The sequence below is a fragment of the Enterobacter nematophilus genome (assembly GCF_026344075.1).
GTDB lineage: Bacteria > Pseudomonadota > Gammaproteobacteria > Enterobacterales > Enterobacteriaceae > Enterobacter > Enterobacter nematophilus.
Genome location: NZ_JAPKNE010000001.1, coordinates 97,242 through 119,465, shown reverse-complemented (window position 1 = coordinate 119,465; position 22,224 = coordinate 97,242). Strand labels below are relative to the sequence as shown.

Genomic DNA, 22,224 nt, shown 5'->3' with positions numbered 1-22,224 from the left:
CGGCCTTTCTTGCCGGGTGGCGCTGCGCTTACCCGGCTATATTCCGCAACGATAATCACGCCGCCATGCACTCCGCTAACGCCTGCGCCAGTGCCGACGGGTTTTCCCACGACATGGAGTGCCCCGCCGCAGGGATGATTTTGACCTCAGCCCCCTTCTGCTTCAGATTATCCACATCGTCATCCGGCAGTGAGAGCTCGCCGAAAATCAACGTCACCGGGCAAGGCAGCGACAGAAATTGCGCTTCCCAGGCCGGCTTAACGCCCGCTACCAGACTTGATGCGCCGCGCCAGACGGCATAAGGGGCATTGCTTTGCAGGCACCCGGCCCAGGCGGTGGTTTCTTCGCGGAGCATGTCATGATAGCCCTGCGCCACAAACTGGTGTTCGGTTTGCGCCGCAATAGAGCGGCTAAACATCCCCCCACCGGCGTGAAAATTGGGCTCTGAAACCATCAGCCCCTTCACGCGCGGTGCCAGCAGCCCCGCCGTTTCAATCGCGATGCTGCCGCCCATGCTGTGGCCGTATAACCAGAAGGCATCCAGCTGAAGATGGTCAATCAGCTCCGCCACGACGCGCGCCTGATCGGTGGTTTTGTAGCTGTAGTGCTCAGGTTTATCGCTGTAACCGCTGCCGGGTAAATCGATGAGAATGGCTCTGCGCCCGCCAAACTGAGGGTCTCGAACAACGCGGGGATATTCATAGGAAGAGGCGCAGCCCAATCCGTGGATAAAGACGACGGGATCGCCAGAGCCTGGCAAATCATGCCAGCGGACGGTGCAACCCGCATGCTGCGAGTAAAAACTGTTCATAAGCACTCCTTTTACGATGCACTGTGTATTTATACAGTTACCGTATCCGGAATGCCATAATCATTTTTTAAAAATGGAAGCGTGCTTCAGAAAAGCGAGATCAAGAGCGCTACGGGGAAGCTCATCGGCCAGGTCGACCCTACCAGAAACGCGCTGAGCAGGCGGATACGCTTGCGATCTTTAGAAAGGAACCACGTAATTAACGCGCAGATGGAAGCCATGATTGCGTAAAAAACCAACATCTTTTGATACAACGTCATTCTGAATACCAGAGCCGAAAAAATAACCGCACGCAATATGCGTCATATGTTGATACAGATCAAGTTTTTTCGTTACACAATAACCACTTAAATATTAAGCCTAATAACAACTGAGTATTTTGCATAACAAACAGGGGGAGCGGACAACGACTTTTATTGATAACGTGCATTTTAAATGCACTTTTTGATAAATTCCCTCTCCTGAACAAGTGTCTAATAAAGGCAGACATTCATGGGAGGCAATATGCTACGCATTCCGCAGAGTTGTATTCATACCCGCTCTACCCCTTTCTGGAATAAAGAAACCGCCCCCGCCGGGATCTTTCAGCGTCATCTCGACACGGGTACCCGTCCGGGCGTTTATCCCCGCCTGTCCGTTATGCAGGGCGCCGTCCGCTACCTGGGTTATGCTGATGAACATGCCCCAGAGCCCGACAGCACACTGATTATCAGGGCCGGCCACTTCGGTGTTTTTCCCCCTGAGAAATGGCATCACATCGAGGTGATGAGCGACGACACGCTGTTCAATATTGAATTTTTCGTCGAACCAGAGGTGTTGAAGTCGCTTTGAGCGGCTTTTATTTACGAGGTAACCCTTATGCTACGTATTCCTGAGAATTTTGTTCATACCCGCTCCACGCCATTCTGGAACAAAGAGACAGCCCCAAAAGCCCTCTTCACCCACCATAATACGAAAGCCAGCGTCTATGGCCGTTTGTCCGTGATGCAGGGAGCAGTGCGCTATTTTGGTTTCCCAAACGCTGACGCGACCGAACCGGATCTTGAGCTGGTGATCGAAGCCGGATCGTTTGGCATCTCGCCGCCGGAAAAATGGCACCGCATCGAGCTATTGACCGACGATACCTGGTTCAATATCGACTTTTTTGCCGATCCTGACGTTACGCTTCAGGGCGCAGGCATCGGCAAAGTGGTTAATACATATAAGGAGTAACGGCGTGGGCAAAGCAACCTACACAGTGACCGTGACTAACAATAGCAACGGCGTCTCGGTGGATTATGAAACCGACGCCCCCATGGAGTTGCTCATCCCGGACGTTGCCGCAGACGTGGTGAAAGATCTGGTGAATACCGTTCGCGCTTACGATACGGAAAATGAGCACGAGGTGTGCGGCTGGTAAAGCAAACGCCCGGCGATGCAGGCCGCCGGGCGTGAGCTCTTAGTGTTTTATCATCACATGTCGGACAACCGTGTAATCCTCAAGCCCGTACACCGACATATCTTTACCGTAACCGGATAACTTCATGCCGCCGTGCGGCATTTCGCTCACCAGCATAAAGTGGGTATTGACCCAGGTGCAGCCGTACTGCAGGCAAGCGCTCAGGCGATGGGCGCGGCCGACATCCTGAGTCCAGACCGACGAGGCCAGGCCGTACTGTGATTCGTTCGCCCAGGCCAGGACCTGCGCTTCGTCGTCGAATTCGGTGACGCTCACAACCGGTCCAAACACTTCGCGCTGAACGATGGCATCCTCCTGTTTCGCCCCGGCCAGCAACGTTGGCTGGAAGTAGTAGCCCGCCCCCTCTTGTTTGCTCCCGCCGGTCACCACGCGGATGTGGCCGAGGGCTTTCGCCTCGTCAACCGCCTGGCAGACGCGTGAAAGATGGGCAGCCGAGCTGAGCGGACCGAGTTCAGTAGATTCATCCTCCGGAGCACCCATTTTGAGGCTGGCGACCGCGGCGCCGAGCTTTTCCACCAGCGCAGCATAAATGCCTTTCTGGGCATAGATACGGCAGGCCGCCGTACAGTCCTGCCCGGCATTGTAGAAACCAAACGTCCGCACGCCTTCTACAACCGCGTCCAGGTCCGCGTCATCAAACACGATAACCGGCGCTTTACCGCCCAGCTCCATGTGGGTGCGCTTAATGGAGGACGCCGTGTGGCCGATGATATGCTCCCCGGTGGCAATCGAACCGGTCAGCGAAACCATGCGCACTTTTTCATGCCCGGTGAGCGGATCGCCCACCGTTTTTCCGCGGCCAAACAGCACGTTGAGCACGCCAGCCGGGAAGATATCTTTTGCCAGCTCCGCCAGCTTTAAGGCCGTCAGCGGCGTGATTTCAGACGGCTTGATGACCACACAGTTACCGGCCGCCAGCGCAGGCGCCAGCTTCCATGCCGCCATCATCAGCGGGTAGTTCCACGGCGCGATAGAGGCAACCACGCCCACCGGGTCGCGGCGGATCATCGACGTGTGGCCGTCAAGGTACTCGCCCGCGGCCAGCCCGTTCAGGCAGCGGGCCGCCCCGGCGAAGAAACGGAAAACGTCGACCACCGCCGGAATTTCATCGCCCAGCGCACAGTGCAGCGGCTTGCCGCAGTTGAGGGACTCGAGCCGGGCAAACTCTTCGCCATGCGCTTCAATCGTATCCGCCAGCTTCAGCAGGCATTCGGCCCGCGTTTTCGGTGTCGTTTGTCCCCACTCCACAAAAGCACGGTCGGCGGCCTGAACCGCCGCGTCGACCTGCGCCGCTGACGCTTCAGCAATCTCCAGCAGCACCTCTCCGGTGGCCGGGTTATAGACCGGCTGTTTCTCTCCCTCTCCGGCAACCAGTTCACCATTAATCAGCAGATGTGTTTGCATAGCTTTGTCCTGTTCAAATCACTGTTATTTCCCGCTGCCGGCAATGTTCTCGCCGTCGCGGGTTAGCCACCAGGCTCCCAGAATGGGGATGGTTGTTACCAGCATCACCAGCAGTGCAACGACGTTGGTGACCGGCACGTCGCGCGGACGTCCAAGCTGATTGAGCAACCACAGCGGTAACGTGCGTTCGTGTCCCGCCGTAAAGGTTGTGACGATAATTTCGTCAAACGACAGGGCAAACGCCAGCATTCCCCCGGCCAGCAGCGCGGAGCCCAGGTTGGGCAGCACCACGTAGCGGAAGGTTTGCCATCCGTCGGCCCCGAGATCCATCGACGCTTCCACCAGACTCCAGGAGGTGCGTCTGAACCGGGCAATAACGTTGTTAAATACCACCACCACGCAGAACGTGGCGTGCCCTACCACGATGGTGAAAAACCCCGGCTCAAGGTTGATTGTTTTGAACGCCGTCAGCAGCGCCAGGCCGGTGATGATCCCCGGTAACGCAATCGGCAGCAGCAGCAATAGCGAGATCGCGTTCTTGCCAAAAAACTCGCTTCGCCACAGCGCCGCTGCAGCAAGCGTGCCAAGCACAAGGGCAATCGCGGTGGAGAGCGCGGCAATCTGAAGTGACAACGTCACCGATTCAATGATATCTCCGCGCCCCGCCGCCGCGGTAAACCACTTCAGCGTCAGGCCCTGAGGCGGAAAGCTGAAGGCCGCGTCTTCGGTATTAAAGGCATAGGCTGCGATAATCAGCAGCGGAAAATGCAGGAAGATGACGCCTCCCCAGGCTGCCACTTTCAGGAACAGCGGTGCGCGTTCAGAGTGCATCGAATGCTCCCAGACGCTTCACGAACGCCAGATAGAGTGAAATCAGCACGATGGGAACCAGCGTGAACGCGGCGGCCATAGGCATATTGCCGATCGCCCCCTGCTGGGAGTAGACCATGTTACCGATGAAATACCCCGGCGGCCCGACCAACTGCGGTACGATGAAATCCCCCAGCGTCAGGGAAAAGGTAAAGATTGAACCCGCGGCAATACCCGGGACAGCCAGCGGCAGAACGACATAGCGGAAGGTCTGGCGCGGAAGCGCGCCGAGATCGGCTGAGGCCTGAAGCAGCGAGGCAGGCAGACGTTCCAGCGCCGCCTGGACCGGCAGGATCATAAACGGCAGCCAGATGTAGACGAAGACCAGAAACCGTCCCAGCCCGGAGGTGGACAAGGTGTTGCCGCCAATCGCGGGTAGCGTAAGGATCGAGGTCAGGATCGGCTCCAGCCCCAGATGGTTGAGAAACCACTGCGCTACCCCGTCCTTCGCCAGCAGCAGCGTCCAGGCGTAGGCTTTGACGATGTAGCTTGCCCACATCGGCAGCATCACGGCGATATAGAAGAATGCTTTCCACTTCCCGCGGGTGTATCGCGCCATGTACCAGGCCATCGGGAATGCCAGAATTGCGCTGGCAATCGTCACCGCAATCGCCATTGTTAACGTGCGCAGGATGATGTCATAGTTTGCCGGGTTGAAAAGCGCCCGAATGTTCGCCAGGGTCAGATCCGGCGTCACCGCCATGGTGAAATCGTCAAAGGTGTAAAATCCTTGCCACAGCAGGGTCAGAAGCGATCCCAGATAGACGATGCCAAACCACATTAGCGGCGCGAGCAGGAGCAGGAACAGGCCGAGCGACGGTTTACGCCAGAACAGTGCCGTCACGCGGCTCATGCGGCCGCGCGAGGCGGGAGGGTGCGCGACACTCATAGCCATTTCATCTCTCCTCGTACAGGCGAATCATCGCCTCGCGCGACCACGACGCCGTGACGGCCTGCCCCGGCGCAATGCCGTGCAGCGGCGAGAGATCGCTGAAGTTGGCCTGGCTCACCAGCAGTTTGGCACCGTTGGCGAGCCTGAGCTCCAGGCGCGTGGATGCCCCCTGATACTGAACGGCCTGCACGACGCCCTGCACCTGAACCTCACCGACCTCATTCAGGCGGATATGCTCCGGGCGCAGGGAATAGCTGCCTTCCATGCCGCAGATTTTATGTGACAGACCTGCGTCAAAGACGTTAGAGGTGCCGACAAAACCGGCGACAAACGGCGTGTGCGGGCGCATGTAGAGATCGCGCGGCGTATCTACCTGCTCGATACGCCCGTTATTGAATACCGCCACCCGGTCCGACATGGAGAGGGCTTCGCCCTGATCGTGGGTGACGAAAATAAAGGTGATACCGAGTTCCTGCTGAAGCTTCTTCAGCTCGAGCTGCATCTGTTCCCGCAGCTTGAGATCGAGCGCACCTAGCGGCTCGTCGAGCAGCAGGACGCGCGGTTCATTCACCAGCGCCCGGGCGATGGCAACGCGCTGGCGCTGGCCGCCGGAAAGCTGCGAAGGCTTGCGGGCGACGGCAAAGCTAAGGCCCACTTTTTCCAGCGCATCACCGGCCTGCGCGTGGCGTTTTTTCTTGTCGACGCCTTTGACCATCAGCCCGTAGGCGACGTTATCGAGGATCGACATATGCGGGAACAGCGCGTAGTCCTGAAAGACGGTATTCACGTCCCGCTCCCACGGCGGCAGCGCGCTCGCCTCTTTGCCGAAGATGGCGATAGTGCCGCCGGACAGCTGCTCAAAGCCGGCAATCAGACGCAGGCAGGTGGTTTTGCCGGAGCCCGAAGGCCCCAGCATGGAGAAAAACTCCCCGTCACGAATCGCAATGGTGACCCCATCCACCGCCCGCACGTCGCCGTACAGTCGGGAAACATTGTTAAACTCTACTGCGTACGTCATGTTCTGCTCCCGGACGATTAGCGGCCGCCCATAATGGCGATGTAATCCTGCGTCCAGCGGCTGTAAGGCACATATTTCCCGCCTTCCGCGATGGGTGTTTTCCAGAACATGATTTTGTCAAAATAGTTATAGCCGTTGGTTTCGCAGCCCTTGTCGCCCAGCAGCGTGCTGGCCTTACAACCTTCAGCAACGACGGGCAGCGAGCCAAACCATGCCGCCAGATCGCCCTGCACTTTCGGCGTGAGCGACCAGTTCATCCACTTGTAGGCGCACATCGGGTGTTTTGCCTGCGCGTGCAGCATGGTGGTGTCCGCCCAGCCGGTTACCCCCTCCTTCGGGAAGACGGTGGCAACGGGCTGGTTCTCGGCCTTCAGGGCATTCGCCTGATACGGCCAGGCGCTGGAGGCCACGACGCCTTCATTTTTGAAGTCGCTCATCTGGACGGTGGTGTCATGCCAGTAGCGGTGGATCAGGGCATGCTGGTCGCGAAGCACCTTGAGCACGGCGGCATATTGTTCTTCGGTGAGCTGGTACGGGTCTTTGATCCCCAGCTGCGGCTGGGTGGCTTTGACGAACAGCGCCGCATCGGCGATGTAAATCGGGCCATCATACGCCTGCACGCGCCCCTGATTAGTTTTACCGTCCGGCAGATCCTGCTTTGTAAAGACCACGCTCCAGCTGTCCGGCGGCGTCGGGAAGGTTTTGGTGTTGTACATCAGCAGGTTGGGGCCCCACTGATACGGCGTGCCGTAGACTTTGCCGCCCACGTTAAACCACTCGCCCTTCACGATGCGCGGGTCGAGGGTTTTCCAGTTAGGGATAAGATCGGGGTTAATCGGCTGAACGCGTTTGCCCATGATCAGGCGCAGGGAGGCGTCACCTGAGGCGGTGACCAGGTCATATCCGCCTTTCGCCATCAGGCTGACCATTTCATCGGACGTGGCCGCCGTTTTGACGTTGACAGCGCAGCCGGTCTCTTTTTCAAACTGGGTGACCCAGTCATAATTTTTATCCGTCTGTCCGCGTTCGATGTACCCCGGCCAGGCGATAATATCCAGTCGACCTTCCCCGTCGCCGATGGCTTTTGGCGGTTCTGCGGCTTGCGCGGTCATGATAGTCATGCCGAGCGCGCACAGGCTGCTGCGGGCAAATCTTTTGCTCATAAGAGTTACTCCTGTCGCAATGAAATTAGCGGCAGCCGTGCCGTAAAAATATCTCCCTCATTAAACGTAGACCGCGCAAATGCGCCGCACCGTTCGGCTTAAGGAAATTTCATCAAGGTGTGACAGAGGACGCATTCCCCGTTAACTGGATTATAGACAAGGAGTTAGCCGCGAAAGCCGGTATGCAGATTTCATATGATACGGCACCGCAAAATATTCGCCGTGCCGTCGTCAGGATAAGAAATGATTATTTAAATAAAGGGAAAAAGTTATTCCATCATTGTGCTAATTAATTTACCCAGCTGAATGACCGCCTGCTCTTCCCGCTCGCCCCACGCCCAGGACGTATTAAACCGGAAGAACGGCGTCCACGCGTCTGAGGTGGAAAACATCTTTCCAGGCGCAATGCTTATGTGGTGCGTTAAGGCCTTTTCGCTGAGCTGGCCCGCGTCCAGCCGCGCCGGCAGCTCCAGCCATAAAAAGTAGCCGCTGTCGTTATGGTGGATTTTAACGCCGGCAGGCATATGGCGCAGAAGCGACTGCCACGCCTGCTGTTTTCGCTCGGCGAGCGTTCGTCGCAGGCGCCGCAGATGGGCGTCGTAGCGCTTGGTCGCCAGGTAGTCCACCAGCGCCAGCTGCATGGGAGAACTGGTTGAGAGCGTGCTCATCAGCTGCAGCTGCTGAATGCGCCGCGCGTGTTTTCCCGCCGCCACCCATCCGATGCGAAACCCCGCCACCAGGCATTTTGAGAAGGAGGAGCAGTGGAGCGTCATGTCACTCCGATCCCAGGCTTTCGCCGGAAGGGGCTTTTCCCGACCAAAATAGAGCTCGCTGTAGACATCGTCCTCGATCAGGGTGACGTTGTGCTCCGTCAGGAGCGCGACCAGACGCGCTTTTTTCTCCGCGCTCAGCGTAAAGCCAAGCGGGTTTTGACCGTTGGTCATGAGCCAGCAGGCTTTTACCGGGTAGTCGTTCAGCGCCTGTTCCAGCGCATTCAGGTCGATCCCCTCCCGGACGTCTGTGGCGACCGACAGCGCTTTTAGCTTCAGACGCTCCAGCGCCTGCAGCGCGCCGTAGAAACAGGGGTTTTCAACAATCACCCAGTCTCCTGGCTCCGTCACCGCCTGCAAACTCAGGTTGAGGGCTTCAAGGGCGCCTGCGGTAATGACGATTTCGTCCGGCGAGATGTTCATCCCCTGCTGCGCATAGCGGCGCGCAATGGCGTGTCGGAGTTCAGCGTTACCGGGCGGTAGGTTCTCAATCACGCTCATTGCTGTAGCGGTTTTACTGACGTTTGCCAGCGAGCGGTTGAGCTGCTGAAGCGGGAAAAGCCGGGGGTCGGGAAAGGCGGAAGCGAAAGGAACAACGGACGGATCGCGGCTGGCCTGTAAGACCTCGAAGATGTAGGTATTGATATCTACCGCTTCATCACGCATCACCTGGGCAGGCGGCGCAGGCTGTTGTGCGGTCGGGCGCGAGGCAACGTAATAGCCCGACTGCGGCCTGGCGACAATGCGCCCCTGACTTTCCAGCATCTGATACGCGTGGCCAACGGTCATAAAACTCATGCCGCTGCTTGCCACCTGCTCACGCAGGGAAGGCAGCTTATCGCCCGGCAGCCAAACGCCAAGCTCAATCTGCGAGATAATTTGTTGCGCCAGACGCTGGTATTTTTTCATCAGATTCTCCTTATTGCCGACAGTGTATATCAGCAGGAGAAAAAGAGAAGATTTTGCTAACTGTTATGAAAAAACGGGTTAATTACTTGCGGTACTCGGTGATGTGGCTTTGAGCGGAACGCGCAGCGGCCAGGTGATCGAGCGTAATCATCGGCGATTTGCAAAAAATGCATTTTGCACCGAACGGGTTTTTCTCAGACACATCGAAGGCTGAGGTACGGTACTGCGAACCATGACAGCATGGGCAGCGGAAATGAATGTAAGAAGTCATAAGATTCTCCTGTAAACGTAAAAACGTAAATTGCTAATGGGCCTTTCAGGCGATAGTGGTTTGAAACAAAAACTAATCGGAGTGTAGAAAGAGAACCAGGAGCGGCTGCGGAGAGGCACAACGTGATGAGAACTGCTTTATAAAACTACGTCAGATATTTTTTTGGACTCAAAACCAGAAGACCATTAACGCACGGCGATGACGGCAAAGCAAGCGGTTTAATGTGGAAAATTCATAAAAATACACTTTAGAACAGTGATGAACGCATTACTGTAGTGTATTAATCAAATCGACAACTGCATTTCGACACATAACTCAATGAAATATAAATATTTTGCATGGCATTTTTGGCCTAATCGGCTTGCCCGCTCTGGAGTATTAAATTACTCAAAAATATCATCGACTAAATCAAAAAGGAGTTTTACATGGCCATTCCAGCATATTTATGGATAAAAGATGACGGCGGAGCAGATATTAAGGGCGCTGTTGATGTTCAGGATCGCGAAGGCAGCATAGAAGTTAATGGCTTTTCCCACAACCTCAGCCTGCCTACCGATGGTTTTACGGGAAAAATTACCGGAACTCGCAAGCATTCATCCGTAATCATACAAAAAGACTTTGATTCTTCGTCACCCTATCTCTATAAAGCTGTCGCAACCGGTCAAACTCTTAAATCTGCAGAGTTTAGGTGGTACAAGATTAATGATGCAGGGCAAGAGGTAGAATACTTCAACATGTTTTTGGAAGGAGTAAAAATCGTCGGCGTCTCGCCAATGATGCATGACACAAAAGATCCAACGAAGGAAAAACACAATCATCTCGAATGTGTAGAATTTCGATATGAAAAAATCACCTGGAAACACTGTGACGGTAACATCATGTTTACCGACGACTGGAATGAGAGACCTCAAGCATGAGATACCCAACTTTAGCGGTGTCTCCTCACCCACCTTATGATATTTCATCTTTCTCACCGCCAGGTGTTAATATTATAAATAATATGATGTTAGCACGTTTTCATCGGGGCCCATCAGCACTAACATATGAGTGGTTTTATCAACAGGTCAGGTTACATGGCCCATGGGATTATAAAACAAGAATTGGCCGACAATACGAGAATTTTGGCAATTTTCATTATGGTGCAGTTGGCACTGCGGCTGGAATTTCTGCCCCCGTTCTTTTACGTGCTGCCGGATGGGCGCAGTCAAAATCAGGGAATGGGAAATCAACAGATAGACACTGGTATGGTCCCCCCCTTTTGGGGATGATCCTAATGATCAACTCTGGATTAAATGCGGAATAGACTATGCAACCAGAACGGGTTTTTAAAAAACGCTATATTCTAGTACCTTTATTATTTTCACTGGCCTACTCCGGATGGTTTTTATATTTTATGAACTTCCCTGTCGAACAAGATTTACGTTCAAAAGTAAAAGTCAATAGCTGGGCTGTTTTGTATGTTACTCAAGCTAATGCCGGGGCAATGACATCCTTTACCTATCATTACTATTTATCGGATGCAAAAAGAAGCGAAGCAGATTTTTTATCTCATATTGACCAGGCCACGCCATTTATGGTGACTAACGATCCTGACGTGATAATCAGTGTTAAGGACGATGGCGTATATCTACGTGTTCGTGGGGACATATATTCTTTCCATAATACGTCTAAACTCGCCAATATTCTTCTTGATGCATCACCATACTAAAGGTGCTCGCTGAATGCTCATTAGTCTGGAAACTGTTATAGATAAATAACACAGGTCTGTCTCTGCAACCCATAGCTGGCGCGGCTTAGAATGGCATCGACATAATTACATCGCGGAGTTTTGCATGTTTGGTTTGGATGCTTTTCACCTTGCGCGGATACAGTTTGCCTTTACCGTATCCTTTCACATTATTTTCCCGGCCATCACCATTGGCCTGGCCAGCTATCTTGCCGTGCTCGAAGGGCTGTGGCTGAAAACAAAAAATCCGGTCTGGCGCTCGCTGTACCATTTCTGGTCGAAGATTTTCGCCGTCAACTTTGGCATGGGCGTGGTCTCCGGGCTGGTGATGGCCTACCAGTTTGGCACCAACTGGAGCGGCTTTTCGCAGTTTGCGGGCAGCATTACCGGCCCGCTGCTGACCTATGAAGTGCTTACCGCCTTCTTCCTTGAAGCCGGGTTCCTCGGCGTGATGCTGTTCGGCTGGAATAAAGTGGGGCCAGGCCTGCACTTCTTCTCCACCTGCATGGTGGCGCTGGGCACCATTATCTCCACCTTCTGGATCCTCTCATCGAACAGTTGGATGCAGACCCCGCAGGGCTACGAGATCGTCAACGGTCAGGTGGTGCCGGTGGACTGGTTCGCCGTGGTATTTAACCCCTCCTTCCCCTATCGCCTGATGCATATGTCGATTGCGGCATTCCTGAGCAGCGCCCTGTTTGTCGGTGCATCCGCGGCATGGCATCTGCTGCGCGGGAATAATACCCCCGCCATCCGGGCGATGTTTTCGATGGCGCTATGGATGACGCTGATTGTCGCCCCCATCCAGGCGCTGGTTGGCGATATGCACGGGTTGAACACTTTAAAGCACCAGCCCGCGAAGATTGCCGCCATTGAAGGCCATTGGGAAAACCCGCCGGGTGAGCCTACCCCGCTGCTGCTGTTTGGCTGGCCGGACATGGAACAAGAGCGCACCCGCTTTGGAATGGCGATCCCGGCGCTGGGGAGCCTCATCCTGACGCATAGCCTGGATAAACAGGTCCCTGCGCTAAAAGAGTTTCCAAAAGAAGACCGTCCTAATTCCACCATCGTCTTCTGGTCGTTCCGCATTATGGCGGGCTTAGGAATGCTGATGCTGCTGCTTGGGGTTGTGGCGCTCTGGCTGCGTTATAAAAAGCGGGTTTATTCTTCACGTCCGTTCCTGTGGTTTGCGCTGCTGATGGGGCCATCCGGGCTGATTGCCATTCTGGCAGGATGGGTCACCACCGAAGTCGGTCGCCAGCCGTGGGTGGTCTACGGGCTTCAGCGAACGAAGGATGCGGTTTCTGCCCATGGCGATCTGCATATGAGCGTGAGTCTGCTGGCCTTCTTCGTCGTCTATACCTCGGTATTCGGCGTGGGCTACAGCTATATGGTGCGCCTCATCCGAAAAGGCCCGCAGCCGCATGAATCGTTCGCCACCGAGTCCGACGGACGCCCGGCGCGCCCGCTTTCTGCCGTCACAGCTGAACATAAGGAGCAGCCATAATGGGTATCGATCTTTCCATTATCTGGTTTGTTATCATCGTCTTTGCCACGCTGATGTATATCGTCATGGACGGGTTTGATCTGGGGATCGGTATTCTGTTCCCGGCAACGAAAAACGCCGACGATCGCGACGTGATGGTCAACAGCGTCGCGCCAGTCTGGGACGGCAATGAGACCTGGCTGGTGCTCGGCGGTGCCGCCCTGTTTGGTGCATTCCCACTGGCCTATGCGGTGATTATTGATGCTCTGACCATCCCGCTGACGTTAATGCTGATCGGACTTATTTTTCGTGGCGTAGCGTTTGAGTTTCGCTTTAAAGCCACGCCGGCCCACCGTCCTTTTTGGGATAAGGCGTTTATTGGCGGTTCCGTTCTGGCGACGTTTACCCAGGGCGTGACGGTGGGTGCCGTCATTAACGGCTTTAGCGTCACTGGCAGAACGTACACCGGCGGACCGTTTGACTGGTTTACCGCGTTTAATCTGTTCTGCGGCGCGGGTCTGGTGGTGGCCTACGCGCTGTTAGGTTCTACGTGGCTGGTGATGAAAAGCGAAAATGCGCTGCAGCAAAGGATGCGTGAGGTTTCGAAGACGCTGTTGATCGTGCTGCTGGCGTTTATCGCGGCGATCAGCCTCTGGACGCCGCTGGCGCACCCGGACATCGCTGCGCGCTGGTTTACGCTGCCGAATCTGTTTTATCTGCTGCCGGTCCCTGCCCTGGTCGTCATGTTTAGCCTCTACCAGTGGCGCTGCCTGAATAATCCTGACAGCCATGCTCGGCCGTTTATTCTGACGCTGGGGCTGATCTTCCTCGGCTTTAGCGGGCTTGGGATCAGCATCTGGCCGCATATCATACCGCCGTCGATCACCCTGTGGCAGGCCGCCGCGCCGACGCAAAGCCAGGGCTTTATGCTGGTGGGCGCGCTGTTGATCATTCCCGTCATTCTGGTCTACACCTTCTGGAGCTACTACGTATTTCGCGGCAAAGTTCAGCCTGGGGAGGGTTATCACTGATGCAACAACCTGTCTGGAAAAGATTGCTGTGGCTGGCCATTATCTGGGGCGGCAGCGTACTGGCGCTGGCAGCAGTCAGCATGCTCTTTCGCATGCTGATGACGGCTGCCGGGTTTAAATCGCATTAAACTTCATTCCGGGCAGCCCTGCGCTGCCCGACACCACCCCGCACTTTCAGATAAACCCCATTAACGCACCGCAGAGTATCGTTACACTGGTAAAAGATTCACAGAATTTATTATTTGAGAAGAAAAATGAAAAAGCTCATCGCGTTAAGTGTTATCAGCCTTGTCCTCAGCGGCTGCGTTAATCCGGGCAAAGCATCCGTTCAGCCGGATCGGCTGAAGAGCCACCGTTTTGTTCTGGAAAACGTGGACGGCAAGGCCGTGAAGGGCATGACAACGCAGCCTGAGATCGCTTTTAACGCGCTTCCCGACATTAGCCTCATTGATAACATTAGCGTTTCGGGCCAGATGTGTAACCGCTTCACCGGGCAGGGAAAGCTGTCCGAAGGTGAGCTAAAGGTGAAAACGCTGGCGATGACCCGCAAACTCTGTACCGAACTACAGCTTAACGAGCTGGATCAGGCCATCAGCGACATGCTGCGCAAAGGGGCGCAGGTCGACCTGACTGAAGACCAGCTGACGCTGGCGACGGCCGATAAGACGCTGATGTTTAAGCGCGCAGAATAATCAGTAGCTACCGCAGCTTCCAACGGCAAGCGACTGTTCACTGCAGCGTTTGCCGTTTGGCAAGGCGCACATTCCAATAGACGAACCATCAAGCTGGCGGGCAACGGACAGCGAGCCGCCAATCATGGCGCAGTTGGCCTGGCCTGAACTGGACATTGCCGCTTTCATTCCCGGCGCCACGTGGGCCGCCGTGGCCTGCTGAACAGGTTCACTGCTACATGCCGATAATAATAGCGCGGCACACCCTACCCAAAATGCTGAACGCATGCTCTCTTCCCCGTAATTAGTGCGAAACCTAAGCATAATAGGCATCACATCCCGTGTCGTCGAGAGCGGAAGTGCGTATTTATGCGCTGCTGAAACAATTTCTCGCAATTTTTTTCGCCCTAAGTTTGATCTAACCATTGATGGTGGAAATACCGAGGACACAAAAGCGAAAATCGCAAAACCCCCTGTTTGCTAGACTTAAGAGATAATATTCAGGGCTGGTCGCCTTATGACAGCCTCTCTATTTTTGCGCAATGTAAGGGTGTCGTCCTATGCAAACTATTGACGGTAATGGTGCAGTTGCCTCAGTCGCGTTTCGCACCAGTGAAGTTATCGCCATCTATCCGATCACGCCTAGTTCAACCATGGCCGAGCAGGCGGATGCCTGGGCGGGAAACGGGTTAAAAAACGTCTGGGGCGATGTCCCGAGAGTGGTTGAAATGCAGTCTGAAGCGGGGGCGATTGCTACGGTCCACGGTGCGCTGCAGACAGGCGCGCTTTCCACGTCGTTTACCTCCTCTCAGGGATTGTTGTTGATGATCCCAACGCTGTATAAACTCGCGGGTCAACTGACCCCCTTCGTCCTGCACGTCGCGGCGCGTACCGTGGCCACCCACGCACTCTCTATTTTTGGCGATCACTCGGACGTGATGGCCGTGCGCCAGACCGGGTGCGCGATGCTGTGCGCCAGCAGCGTTCAGGAAGCCCAGGACTTTGCCTTAATTTCGCATATCGCCACGCTTAAAAGCCGCGTTCCGTTTATCCACTTCTTTGATGGTTTCCGTACGTCTCACGAAATCAACAAAATCGTCCCGCTGGCGGACGAGACTATCCTTGATCTGCTGCCGCAGGCGGAAATCGACGCGCATCGAGCCCGCGCCCTGAACCCGGAACATCCGGTTATCCGAGGGACATCGGCAAACCCGGATACTTATTTTCAGTCACGCGAGGCCACAAACCCCTGGTACAACGCGGTTTATGACCACGTCGAGCAGGCAATGAATGACTTTGCCGCCGCAACCGGACGCGAGTACAAACCGTTCGAATACTACGGCCACCCGCAGGCCGAGCGCGTGATTGTGCTGATGGGTTCCGCTATCGGCACCTGTGAAGAGGTGGTCGACGAGCTGCTGACCCGTGGAGAAAAGGTCGGCGTGCTTAAAGTGCGTCTTTACCGCCCGTTCTCGGCTAAACATCTGCTCTCTGCCCTGCCGGAAAGCGCGCGTACCGTGGCGGTGCTCGATCGAACCAAAGAGCCTGGCGCGCACGCGGAACCGCTGTATCTTGACGTGATGACAGCCCTCGCTGAAGCCTTTAATAACGGCGAGCGTGAAACGCTGCCGCGCGTTATCGGCGGACGCTATGGCCTGTCTTCCAAAGAGTTTGGGCCGGACTGCGTGCTGGCCGTGTTTAACGAGCTAAGCGAAGCAAAACCCAAGCCGCGCTTTACGGTGGGCATTTATGATGACGTGACGAATCTTTCCCTGCCCTTGCCGGAAAACACCCTGCCCTCGACCGCCAAACTTGAGGCGCTGTTTTACGGCCTGGGCAGCGACGGCAGCGTCTCGGCGACCAAAAACAATATCAAGATCATCGGCAACTCAACGCCGTGGTACGCGCAGGGTTACTTCGTCTACGACTCCAAGAAAGCCGGCGGTCTGACCGTTTCTCACCTGCGCGTCAGCGAGCAGCCTATCCGCTCGGCCTATCTTATTTCTCAGGCCGACTTTGTTGGCTGCCATCAGCTGCAGTTTATTGACAAGTACCAGATGGCCGAGCGCCTGAAGCCCGGCGGCATCTTCCTCCTCAATACGCCATACAATGCGGATGAGGTCTGGGCGCGCCTGCCGCAGGAAGTACAGACGGTGCTGAATCAGAAAAAAGCCCGCTTCTACGTGGTTAACGCGGCGAAAATTGCCCGCGAATGTGGCCTGGCCGCGCGAATCAATACCGTCATGCAAATGGCCTTCTTCCATCTGACCAATATCCTGCCTGGCGACAGCGCGCTGGTGGAGCTGCAGGGGGCCATTGCCAAAAGCTACAGCAGCAAGGGGCAGGAGCTGGTAGAGCGAAACTGGCAGGCGCTGGCGCTGGCGCGCGAGTCGCTGTTTGAGGTGCCGCTGCAGCCGGTCAATGACGCCAGCCCGAATCGCCCTCCGGTGGTCTCGGATGCGGCGCCTGATTTCGTGAAGACCGTGACGGCCGCCATGCTGGCCGGGCTGGGTGACGCCCTGCCCGTCTCTGCGCTGCCGCCGGACGGAACCTGGCCGATGGGCACCACGCGCTGGGAAAAACGCAACATCGCCGAAGCGATCCCCATCTGGAAAGAAGAGCTCTGTACCCAGTGTAACCACTGCGTCGCGGCCTGCCCGCACTCGGCCATTCGCGCCAAAGTGGTGTCACCGGAAGCAATGGAAGATGCCCCGGCCAGCCTGCACTCTCTGGATGTAAAATCCCGCGACATGCGCGGCCAGAAATACGTTCTGCAGGTCGCACCGGAAGACTGCACCGGGTGTAACCTGTGCGTTGAGGTCTGCCCTGCTAAGGACAGGCAGAACCCGGACATCAAAGCCATCAATATGATGTCGCGCCTTGAGCACGTTGAAGAAGAAAAAGTGAACTATGACTTCTTCCTGAACCTGCCGGAAATCGATCGCAGCAAGCTGGAACGCATTGATATTCGTACCTCGCAGCTGATCACGCCGCTGTTCGAGTACTCCGGCGCCTGCTCCGGCTGCGGTGAAACGCCGTATATTAAGCTGCTTACCCAGCTGTACGGTGACCGGATGCTCATTGCCAACGCCACCGGCTGCTCTTCGATCTACGGCGGTAATTTACCGTCCACGCCGTACACCACCGATGCGAATGGGCGCGGTCCGGCATGGGCAAACTCCCTGTTCGAGGATAACGCCGAGTTTGGCCTGGGCTTCCGCCTCACCGTTGACCAGCACCGCGCGCGCGTGATGCGCCTGCTGGAACAGTTTGCCGGGCAGATCCCTGCCGATCTCAATGCCGCACTTCACGCCGACGCCACGCCCGAGGTGCGTCGCGAGCAGGTAGCGGAGCTGCGTAACGCCCTTCAGGGGGTGGCCGGTGCTGAACAGCTTCTTACCGACGCTGACGCTCTGGTCGAAAAATCGATCTGGCTGATTGGCGGCGACGGCTGGGCTTACGACATCGGCTTTGGCGGGCTGGATCACGTGTTAAGCCTGACCGAAAACGTCAACATTCTGGTTCTGGATACGCAGTGTTATTCCAATACCGGTGGGCAGGCATCGAAAGCCACGCCGCTGGGCGCCGTCACGAAATTTGGTGAACACGGTAAACGCAAGGCGCGTAAGGATCTCGGCGTGAGCATGATGATGTACGGCCACGTTTACGTCGCGCAAATCTCGCTGGGCGCGCAGCTTAACCAGACGGTGAAAGCCATTCAGGAGGCTGAAGCGTATCCGGGGCCGTCGCTGATTATTGCCTACAGCCCTTGCGAAGAGCATGGCTACGACCTGGCCCTCAGCCACGATCAGATGCGTCAGCTGACGGCCACCGGCTTCTGGCCGCTTTACCGGTTCGATCCGCGCCGTGCGGACGAGGGCAAATTACCGCTGGCGCTGGATTCGCGTCCACCGTCAGACGCCCTGGCAGAAACGCTAATGCAGGAGCAGCGCTTCCGCCGCCTGAATGCGCAACAGCCTGAGGTGGCAGAGCAGCTCTGGCAAGACGCGGCAGCGGATCTGCAAAAACGGTATGACTTCCTGGCGCAGCTGGCAGGAAAAGCCGAAAAATCCACCAGCGACTAAACCCACTGCCCGGCTCGTCCGGGCATTTTTTTGCCATAAAAAAAGCCCGATGTCTTCACATCGGGCTAATCCAGATAATTAATGAATCTCTCTTTAGTTTCCCAAATGACATTCACGATAATTATGGATAAATAATCTTAAAGGCATATAACGGGGCAGAGATTACCTGATTTAACCGCTAATTAATAATTTTTATTTAATATGGTTTATTTAAACTCATTCATAAAACAAATGACTATTACCGTAGATTTATCCGGTTTAGATTTTACTTAATTCGTAACAATTCTATTTTATTAATATTCCGCACGAGTGATTTAGCATGAGACAGCTTTCTTATTCGGAAAGTTCAACAGGTAATCAAATAAAAACAACTGCAAAGGAAAATCACTATGCAAAGAAAAGTACTGGCTCTTATGATTCCGGCTCTGTTAATGGCTGGCGCCGCGCATGCGGCAGAAATTTATAATAAAGACGGCAACAAACTGGATCTGTACGGAAAAGTAGATGGTCTGCACTATTTCTCCGATGATGCTTCTAAAGACGGGGATCAAACCTACATGCGTCTGGGTTTCAAAGGTGAAACGCAGATTAACGACATGATGACAGGCTACGCGCAGTGGGAATATAACATTCAGGCAAATAACACCGAAGGGTCTGATAATCAGTCCTGGACGCGTCTGGCCTTTGCGGGTGTCAAAGTGGGTGACTACGGTTCCTTCGATTACGGCCGTAACTATGGCGTGCTGTACGACGTGGAAGGCTGGACCGATATGCTGCCTGAGTTCGGCGGCGACTCTTACACCTATGCCGATAACTTTATGACCGGCCGCGCCAACGGCGTAGCAACCTACCGTAACACCGATTTCTATGGTCTGGTGCAGGGTCTGAACTTCGCGCTGCAGTATCAGGGCAACAATGAAGGCAGTAATTGCGATGAGACGGGTTGCTCTCAGGAAGGGACTAACAACCGGACAGATAACAACATCCGCAATCAAAATGGCGACGGCTTCGGTATTTCTACCACCTATGATTTCGGCATGGGGATCAGTGCCGGTGCCGCCTACGCCTCATCTGACCGTACAAATGACCAGGTAAGCGCAGGTACTGGCGCTGCGTCTCAATATGCGGGAGGTGATAAAGCGGATGCCTGGACTGCTGGCCTCAAATATGACGCAAATAATATCTACCTGGCGGCGATGTATTCTGAAACCCGTAATATGACGCCGTACGGTTCAGGTGATAGTGAGTTAGGCGGCGGTATTGCCAACAAAACTCAGAACTTCGAAGTAACCGCCCAGTACCAGTTCGATTTCGGTCTGCGTCCGGCTATTTCTTACCTGCAGTCTAAAGGGAAAGACCTGGGCAACGGTCAGGGCGATCAGGACCTGGTTAAATATGCGGACGTAGGCGCGACTTACTATTTCAACAAGAACATGTCCACCTACGTTGATTATAAAATCAACTTGCTGGATGAAGACGACAGCTTCTACAAAAACAACGGCATCAGCACCGACGATGTCGTTGCATTAGGCCTGGTTTACCAGTTCTGATAAGTAGAGCCCGCAGCATAATGCGGGCTCCTCTTTTTGATGTTTGTCTCACAACAGCACTTTATTGCCGTATTGTTGAGGATAAGTTGAAAGAAAACGGGTTAGACTGCGCCGATATCCCCCTCTTCACTAAGGATGACAGCGTTGTTTGGCCGAATATCCGTTACCATACTGACTCTTCTGGCGTGTTTATGGATGGCGTTAATCTTTGATTTTCGCGATATTGTCGGGCATCTCGGCACGCTGTTAAACCATCTGGATCGCCATTAACGGTCATTCCCAGAAAAAAAGCCACCAGCAGTGCCGGTGGCGTTCATACGCGTTTCGAGCGTTACTTTTTCACGGGTTGAGGCTTTTTATCCCCTGATTCCGGGGCCTCACGCGGATCGTCTTTTTCTACACAGAGCATAATTTCTCCTGTTTTAGAAACCCACTTCCCACTATAGCCAGGCTGATAAAAAAAAGGCCAGGCGGTAATTAACCTTTACTGGTCTCTTTTTTGCGAAACGAGAGATAGCCAAAAACGCCGCTTTCACCATCGCTCGGATGGTTTACGCCATCCATCACCGTCACTTCGGGGAAATCAAACGGCGACACGTTTTCAAAACAGGCGACATTCACTCCGTATTCATTTGGGTTTGAACGACGCTGATGGAACGTGTAAATCCCGCAGACCGAGCAGAAGAAATGCCGCGCCGTCCCCGTGTTGAACCGGTACTCCGTCAGCTTATCCTCACCTCTGGTCATGGTAATGCCCGACAGCGGTGCAGAGACCACAACCGCGCCCCGCATACGGCAGAAAGAGCAGCTGCAGCGCCGCGCGGTATTAAAGCCGTCAGTAAGTTCGACGGTAAATGCCACCGCACCGCAATGGCACTGTGCATGACGAATGTCAGCCATCGGCTATACCCCTTTTCTCACCAGCTCGGCAGCTTTAAGGAAAACCTCATCTTCCACACCATCGCCTTTTTGCCTGCCGAGCCTGACCAGTTCGTTAACAATGCTGTCACGATCGATCGTTTTTTGCGATGAAACCAGCCCTATAACGGCGGCCCCAATCGCCAGCCCCACTAATCCTGTTTGTTCGTCTTTGTTCTTCATACTCATGCTCCTGATACAACAAACAAGCGTAGCAGGATTTTCAAAAACGCAGCGTCAGACCGTGTTCGGGCGTTTTAGTATTTCTGCGCCTGAATTGCTGTGAGCCCGACGCGCTGGCCGTACGAGAGCTCTAAGGTATTTCCATCGGGATCGGCAAAGAATACATAGTACCCAACGGGATCGCCCAGATCTTCCGGCGCTTTCCGTAACACCCCTTCTTCGATAGCCATCGCGGTTTTTCTGTCAATTTCTTCGCGCGTGGCGCAGGCAATCCCAAGGTGGCCAAAATGCCCCAGCGGCGTATCGGTCACGGTGTCCGCCTGCACCAGAACCAGCGCAAAAGGACGCGTATGGTCAGTTAGCCACGCCACTTTACGGGCATCGGGTAGGTCGGGCTCACGCGAATGAATGACCTCCATCCCGGCATATCGGCGGTAGAAAGCAACGCTCTTCTCCAGATCCCTGACCATAAAAGCAACATGAGTGAATCCTACGTCAATGTCTTTCATTTTAAGATGTTACTCCTGTATCAACATGTCGCAGACATCTTAAAAGCTCAAGTTAACTTTAGGTCAACGGTGAATTTGTGCGGTCCTGATGATGTTCAAAAAAGAATAATGGGACAGAAATGATAAAGCGCCGCCGTGGCTGAAATACTCACGACGATGCTCAGCAAAAACCAGGTTTTGAAGGGCTGCTTCTGCGTTTTATGGCGAAAGATCTGTTGGCCTAATATGGCGCCTGGCCACCCTCCCACAGTGCCAAACGCCAGTAACGTGATCTCCGGTACCCTGCGCATCCCTTTTCGCGCGGCGGTTTTATCGACACCGTAAACGATCATCGTCAGGACATTGATTAACAGCAACCACATGGCAAAGGGATACGTGGCCAAAAAGCTGCTGATTGCAGCGATGAGCAGGAATAAAAAGCAAAGGCGATTCAGAGTCATAAGGACAGCCACTGGATATTTATGCGAATTCGAAAGGCATTATACGCAGGGAGCGGCC

Annotated in this window: 27 protein-coding genes; 12 read left to right on the top strand and 15 right to left on the bottom strand. The window is 54.7% G+C overall.

All coding sequences use genetic code 11. The features are described 5' to 3' along the window. Window positions 1–55: 55 nt before the first annotated feature. Window positions 56–811 carry an alpha/beta fold hydrolase gene (locus OSH03_RS00590; RefSeq protein WP_266177947.1) on the bottom strand — a complete coding sequence of 252 codons (756 nt, stop codon included), beginning with the start codon at window positions 809–811 and terminating at the stop codon, window positions 56–58. An 86-nt stretch (window positions 812–897) separates the two neighbouring features. Further along, window positions 898–1,071 (bottom strand): GhoT/OrtT family toxin, encoded by a 174-nt coding sequence (locus tag OSH03_RS00585; protein WP_003856960.1) that lies wholly within the window; start codon window positions 1,069–1,071, stop codon window positions 898–900. Between the two features lie 244 nt (window positions 1,072–1,315). On the opposite strand from OSH03_RS00585, the gene OSH03_RS00580 reads away from it, so the two are divergent. Genes OSH03_RS00580 through OSH03_RS00570 form a run of 3 tightly spaced genes read left to right on the top strand, consistent with a single transcriptional unit; the run spans window position 1,316 to window position 2,210 of the window. Next, entirely contained in the window at window positions 1,316–1,642 is a 327-nt protein-coding gene (locus tag OSH03_RS00580) for a TehB family protein (RefSeq protein WP_041912006.1), read from the top strand. Window positions 1,643–1,669: 27 nt separating this feature from the next. Next, a complete protein-coding gene (locus tag OSH03_RS00575) occupies window positions 1,670–2,023 on the top strand; it encodes a TehB family protein (protein ID WP_061098092.1) in 354 nt (117 codons plus the stop codon). Window positions 2,024–2,027: 4 nt separating this feature from the next. Continuing rightward, window positions 2,028–2,210, top strand: coding sequence for a DUF1869 domain-containing protein (locus OSH03_RS00570; RefSeq protein WP_047348342.1), 183 nt, complete (start codon window positions 2,028–2,030; stop codon window positions 2,208–2,210). Window positions 2,211–2,249: 39 nt separating this feature from the next. Here the strand turns inward: OSH03_RS00570 and patD are convergent, their stop codons facing one another. From patD to ymcF, 7 genes are all read right to left on the bottom strand, one after another. After that, entirely contained in the window at window positions 2,250–3,674 is a 1,425-nt protein-coding gene (gene patD, locus OSH03_RS00565) for an aminobutyraldehyde dehydrogenase (RefSeq protein ID WP_266177946.1), read from the bottom strand. A gap of 24 nt (window positions 3,675–3,698) precedes the next feature. Further along, on the bottom strand, window positions 3,699–4,505 hold the full coding sequence (locus tag OSH03_RS00560) for an ABC transporter permease (RefSeq protein WP_266177945.1): 807 nt from the start codon (window positions 4,503–4,505) through the stop codon (window positions 3,699–3,701). Further along, the gene (locus OSH03_RS00555) at window positions 4,495–5,439 is read right to left on the bottom strand and encodes an ABC transporter permease (RefSeq protein WP_266177944.1); all 945 of its coding nucleotides are present in this window, start codon (window positions 5,437–5,439) and stop codon (window positions 4,495–4,497) included. Before OSH03_RS00555 ends, OSH03_RS00560 begins: the two co-directional genes overlap by 11 nt. A gap of 1 nt (window position 5,440) precedes the next feature. Further along, window positions 5,441–6,454, bottom strand: coding sequence for an ABC transporter ATP-binding protein (locus OSH03_RS00550; protein ID WP_266177943.1), 1,014 nt, complete (start codon window positions 6,452–6,454; stop codon window positions 5,441–5,443). Window positions 6,455–6,471: 17 nt separating this feature from the next. Continuing rightward, window positions 6,472–7,617 (bottom strand): putative ABC transporter substrate-binding protein YdcS, encoded by a 1,146-nt coding sequence (gene ydcS / locus OSH03_RS00545; protein WP_266177942.1) that lies wholly within the window; start codon window positions 7,615–7,617, stop codon window positions 6,472–6,474. Window positions 7,618–7,886: 269 nt separating this feature from the next. Beyond that, the gene (locus tag OSH03_RS00540) at window positions 7,887–9,296 is read right to left on the bottom strand and encodes an aminotransferase-like domain-containing protein (protein ID WP_266177941.1); all 1,410 of its coding nucleotides are present in this window, start codon (window positions 9,294–9,296) and stop codon (window positions 7,887–7,889) included. A gap of 82 nt (window positions 9,297–9,378) precedes the next feature. After that, window positions 9,379–9,567 carry a cold shock small protein YmcF gene (gene ymcF, locus OSH03_RS00535; RefSeq protein WP_266177940.1) on the bottom strand — a complete coding sequence of 63 codons (189 nt, stop codon included), beginning with the start codon at window positions 9,565–9,567 and terminating at the stop codon, window positions 9,379–9,381. Between the two features lie 425 nt (window positions 9,568–9,992). Here ymcF and OSH03_RS00530 point away from each other — a divergent pair, with 425 nt between their 5' ends. The 7 genes from OSH03_RS00530 (at window position 9,993) to hslJ (ending at window position 14,502) form a co-directional block, all read left to right on the top strand. Beyond that, on the top strand, window positions 9,993–10,484 hold the full coding sequence (locus tag OSH03_RS00530) for an Hcp family type VI secretion system effector (RefSeq protein ID WP_266177939.1): 492 nt from the start codon (window positions 9,993–9,995) through the stop codon (window positions 10,482–10,484). Next, the gene (locus OSH03_RS00525; RefSeq protein ID WP_338148595.1) at window positions 10,481–10,870 is read left to right on the top strand and encodes a polymorphic toxin type 44 domain-containing protein; all 390 of its coding nucleotides are present in this window, start codon (window positions 10,481–10,483) and stop codon (window positions 10,868–10,870) included. The genes OSH03_RS00530 and OSH03_RS00525 overlap by 4 nt, the downstream gene beginning before the upstream one ends. 3 nt (window positions 10,871–10,873) lie before the next feature. Beyond that, window positions 10,874–11,275, top strand: coding sequence for a hypothetical protein (locus OSH03_RS00520; RefSeq protein ID WP_266177938.1), 402 nt, complete (start codon window positions 10,874–10,876; stop codon window positions 11,273–11,275). Between the two features lie 124 nt (window positions 11,276–11,399). After that, the gene (locus OSH03_RS00515) at window positions 11,400–12,800 is read left to right on the top strand and encodes a cytochrome ubiquinol oxidase subunit I (RefSeq protein ID WP_266177937.1); all 1,401 of its coding nucleotides are present in this window, start codon (window positions 11,400–11,402) and stop codon (window positions 12,798–12,800) included. Further along, on the top strand, window positions 12,800–13,810 hold the full coding sequence (gene cydB, locus OSH03_RS00510) for a cytochrome d ubiquinol oxidase subunit II (protein WP_266177936.1): 1,011 nt from the start codon (window positions 12,800–12,802) through the stop codon (window positions 13,808–13,810). Before OSH03_RS00515 ends, cydB begins: the two co-directional genes overlap by 1 nt. After that, complete coding sequence (locus tag OSH03_RS00505; RefSeq protein WP_008501283.1) at window positions 13,810–13,938, top strand: DUF2474 domain-containing protein; 129 nt, start codon at window positions 13,810–13,812, stop codon at window positions 13,936–13,938. The genes cydB and OSH03_RS00505 overlap by 1 nt, the downstream gene beginning before the upstream one ends. 126 nt (window positions 13,939–14,064) lie before the next feature. Beyond that, entirely contained in the window at window positions 14,065–14,502 is a 438-nt protein-coding gene (gene hslJ, locus OSH03_RS00500) for a heat shock protein HslJ (protein WP_266177935.1), read from the top strand. Here the strand turns inward: hslJ and OSH03_RS00495 are convergent, their stop codons facing one another. Then, window positions 14,503–14,769 (bottom strand): putative hemolysin, encoded by a 267-nt coding sequence (locus tag OSH03_RS00495; RefSeq protein ID WP_061099662.1) that lies wholly within the window; start codon window positions 14,767–14,769, stop codon window positions 14,503–14,505. 272 nt (window positions 14,770–15,041) lie between these two features. On the opposite strand from OSH03_RS00495, the gene nifJ reads away from it, so the two are divergent. Together nifJ and ompC are read left to right on the top strand one after the other, a co-directional pair. Further along, a complete protein-coding gene (gene nifJ, locus OSH03_RS00490) occupies window positions 15,042–18,566 on the top strand; it encodes a pyruvate:ferredoxin (flavodoxin) oxidoreductase (protein ID WP_266177934.1) in 3,525 nt (1,174 codons plus the stop codon). Between the two features lie 389 nt (window positions 18,567–18,955). Beyond that, window positions 18,956–20,116, top strand: a complete 1,161-nt coding sequence (gene ompC / locus OSH03_RS00485) for a porin OmpC (protein WP_253542160.1) — start codon at window positions 18,956–18,958, stop codon at window positions 20,114–20,116. Between the two features lie 331 nt (window positions 20,117–20,447). Here the strand turns inward: ompC and OSH03_RS00480 are convergent, their stop codons facing one another. From OSH03_RS00480 to OSH03_RS00460, 5 genes are all read right to left on the bottom strand, one after another. Further along, window positions 20,448–20,525, bottom strand: coding sequence for a hypothetical protein (locus tag OSH03_RS00480; protein ID WP_223239581.1), 78 nt, complete (start codon window positions 20,523–20,525; stop codon window positions 20,448–20,450). A 68-nt stretch (window positions 20,526–20,593) separates the two neighbouring features. Beyond that, window positions 20,594–21,016, bottom strand: coding sequence for a GFA family protein (locus tag OSH03_RS00475; RefSeq protein ID WP_266177933.1), 423 nt, complete (start codon window positions 21,014–21,016; stop codon window positions 20,594–20,596). 3 nt (window positions 21,017–21,019) lie between these two features. Then, window positions 21,020–21,217 carry a hypothetical protein gene (locus OSH03_RS00470; RefSeq protein WP_028013317.1) on the bottom strand — a complete coding sequence of 66 codons (198 nt, stop codon included), beginning with the start codon at window positions 21,215–21,217 and terminating at the stop codon, window positions 21,020–21,022. 74 nt (window positions 21,218–21,291) lie between these two features. Continuing rightward, on the bottom strand, window positions 21,292–21,726 hold the full coding sequence (locus OSH03_RS00465; RefSeq protein ID WP_266177932.1) for a VOC family protein: 435 nt from the start codon (window positions 21,724–21,726) through the stop codon (window positions 21,292–21,294). A 95-nt stretch (window positions 21,727–21,821) separates the two neighbouring features. Then, on the bottom strand, window positions 21,822–22,166 hold the full coding sequence (locus OSH03_RS00460) for a DUF1294 domain-containing protein (RefSeq protein ID WP_266177931.1): 345 nt from the start codon (window positions 22,164–22,166) through the stop codon (window positions 21,822–21,824). Window positions 22,167–22,224 lie beyond the last annotated feature (58 nt).

Bases quoted from the DNA above. Each gene is read 5' to 3' on its own strand.
- OSH03_RS00590 (WP_266177947.1), bottom strand. From the start codon at position 811: ATGAACAGTTTTTACTCGCAGCATGCGGGTTGCACCGTCCGCTGGCAT.
- OSH03_RS00585 (WP_003856960.1), bottom strand. From the start codon at position 1,071: ATGACGTTGTATCAAAAGATGTTGGTTTTTTACGCAATCATGGCTTCC.
- OSH03_RS00580 (WP_041912006.1), top strand. From the start codon at position 1,316: ATGCTACGCATTCCGCAGAGTTGTATTCATACCCGCTCTACCCCTTTC.
- OSH03_RS00575 (WP_061098092.1), top strand. From the start codon at position 1,670: ATGCTACGTATTCCTGAGAATTTTGTTCATACCCGCTCCACGCCATTC.
- patD (WP_266177946.1), bottom strand. From the start codon at position 3,674: ATGCAAACACATCTGCTGATTAATGGTGAACTGGTTGCCGGAGAGGGA.
- OSH03_RS00560 (WP_266177945.1), bottom strand. From the start codon at position 4,505: ATGCACTCTGAACGCGCACCGCTGTTCCTGAAAGTGGCAGCCTGGGGA.
- OSH03_RS00555 (WP_266177944.1), bottom strand. From the start codon at position 5,439: ATGGCTATGAGTGTCGCGCACCCTCCCGCCTCGCGCGGCCGCATGAGC.
- OSH03_RS00550 (WP_266177943.1), bottom strand. From the start codon at position 6,454: ATGACGTACGCAGTAGAGTTTAACAATGTTTCCCGACTGTACGGCGAC.
- ydcS (WP_266177942.1), bottom strand. From the start codon at position 7,617: ATGAGCAAAAGATTTGCCCGCAGCAGCCTGTGCGCGCTCGGCATGACT.
- OSH03_RS00540 (WP_266177941.1), bottom strand. From the start codon at position 9,296: ATGAAAAAATACCAGCGTCTGGCGCAACAAATTATCTCGCAGATTGAG.
- ymcF (WP_266177940.1), bottom strand. From the start codon at position 9,567: ATGACTTCTTACATTCATTTCCGCTGCCCATGCTGTCATGGTTCGCAG.
- OSH03_RS00530 (WP_266177939.1), top strand. From the start codon at position 9,993: ATGGCCATTCCAGCATATTTATGGATAAAAGATGACGGCGGAGCAGAT.
- OSH03_RS00525 (WP_338148595.1), top strand. From the start codon at position 10,481: ATGAGATACCCAACTTTAGCGGTGTCTCCTCACCCACCTTATGATATT.
- OSH03_RS00520 (WP_266177938.1), top strand. From the start codon at position 10,874: ATGCAACCAGAACGGGTTTTTAAAAAACGCTATATTCTAGTACCTTTA.
- OSH03_RS00515 (WP_266177937.1), top strand. From the start codon at position 11,400: ATGTTTGGTTTGGATGCTTTTCACCTTGCGCGGATACAGTTTGCCTTT.
- cydB (WP_266177936.1), top strand. From the start codon at position 12,800: ATGGGTATCGATCTTTCCATTATCTGGTTTGTTATCATCGTCTTTGCC.
- OSH03_RS00505 (WP_008501283.1), top strand. From the start codon at position 13,810: ATGCAACAACCTGTCTGGAAAAGATTGCTGTGGCTGGCCATTATCTGG.
- hslJ (WP_266177935.1), top strand. From the start codon at position 14,065: ATGAAAAAGCTCATCGCGTTAAGTGTTATCAGCCTTGTCCTCAGCGGC.
- OSH03_RS00495 (WP_061099662.1), bottom strand. From the start codon at position 14,769: ATGCGTTCAGCATTTTGGGTAGGGTGTGCCGCGCTATTATTATCGGCA.
- nifJ (WP_266177934.1), top strand. From the start codon at position 15,042: ATGCAAACTATTGACGGTAATGGTGCAGTTGCCTCAGTCGCGTTTCGC.
- ompC (WP_253542160.1), top strand. From the start codon at position 18,956: ATGCAAAGAAAAGTACTGGCTCTTATGATTCCGGCTCTGTTAATGGCT.
- OSH03_RS00480 (WP_223239581.1), bottom strand. From the start codon at position 20,525: ATGCTCTGTGTAGAAAAAGACGATCCGCGTGAGGCCCCGGAATCAGGG.
- OSH03_RS00475 (WP_266177933.1), bottom strand. From the start codon at position 21,016: ATGGCTGACATTCGTCATGCACAGTGCCATTGCGGTGCGGTGGCATTT.
- OSH03_RS00470 (WP_028013317.1), bottom strand. From the start codon at position 21,217: ATGAAGAACAAAGACGAACAAACAGGATTAGTGGGGCTGGCGATTGGG.
- OSH03_RS00465 (WP_266177932.1), bottom strand. From the start codon at position 21,726: ATGAAAGACATTGACGTAGGATTCACTCATGTTGCTTTTATGGTCAGG.
- OSH03_RS00460 (WP_266177931.1), bottom strand. From the start codon at position 22,166: ATGACTCTGAATCGCCTTTGCTTTTTATTCCTGCTCATCGCTGCAATC.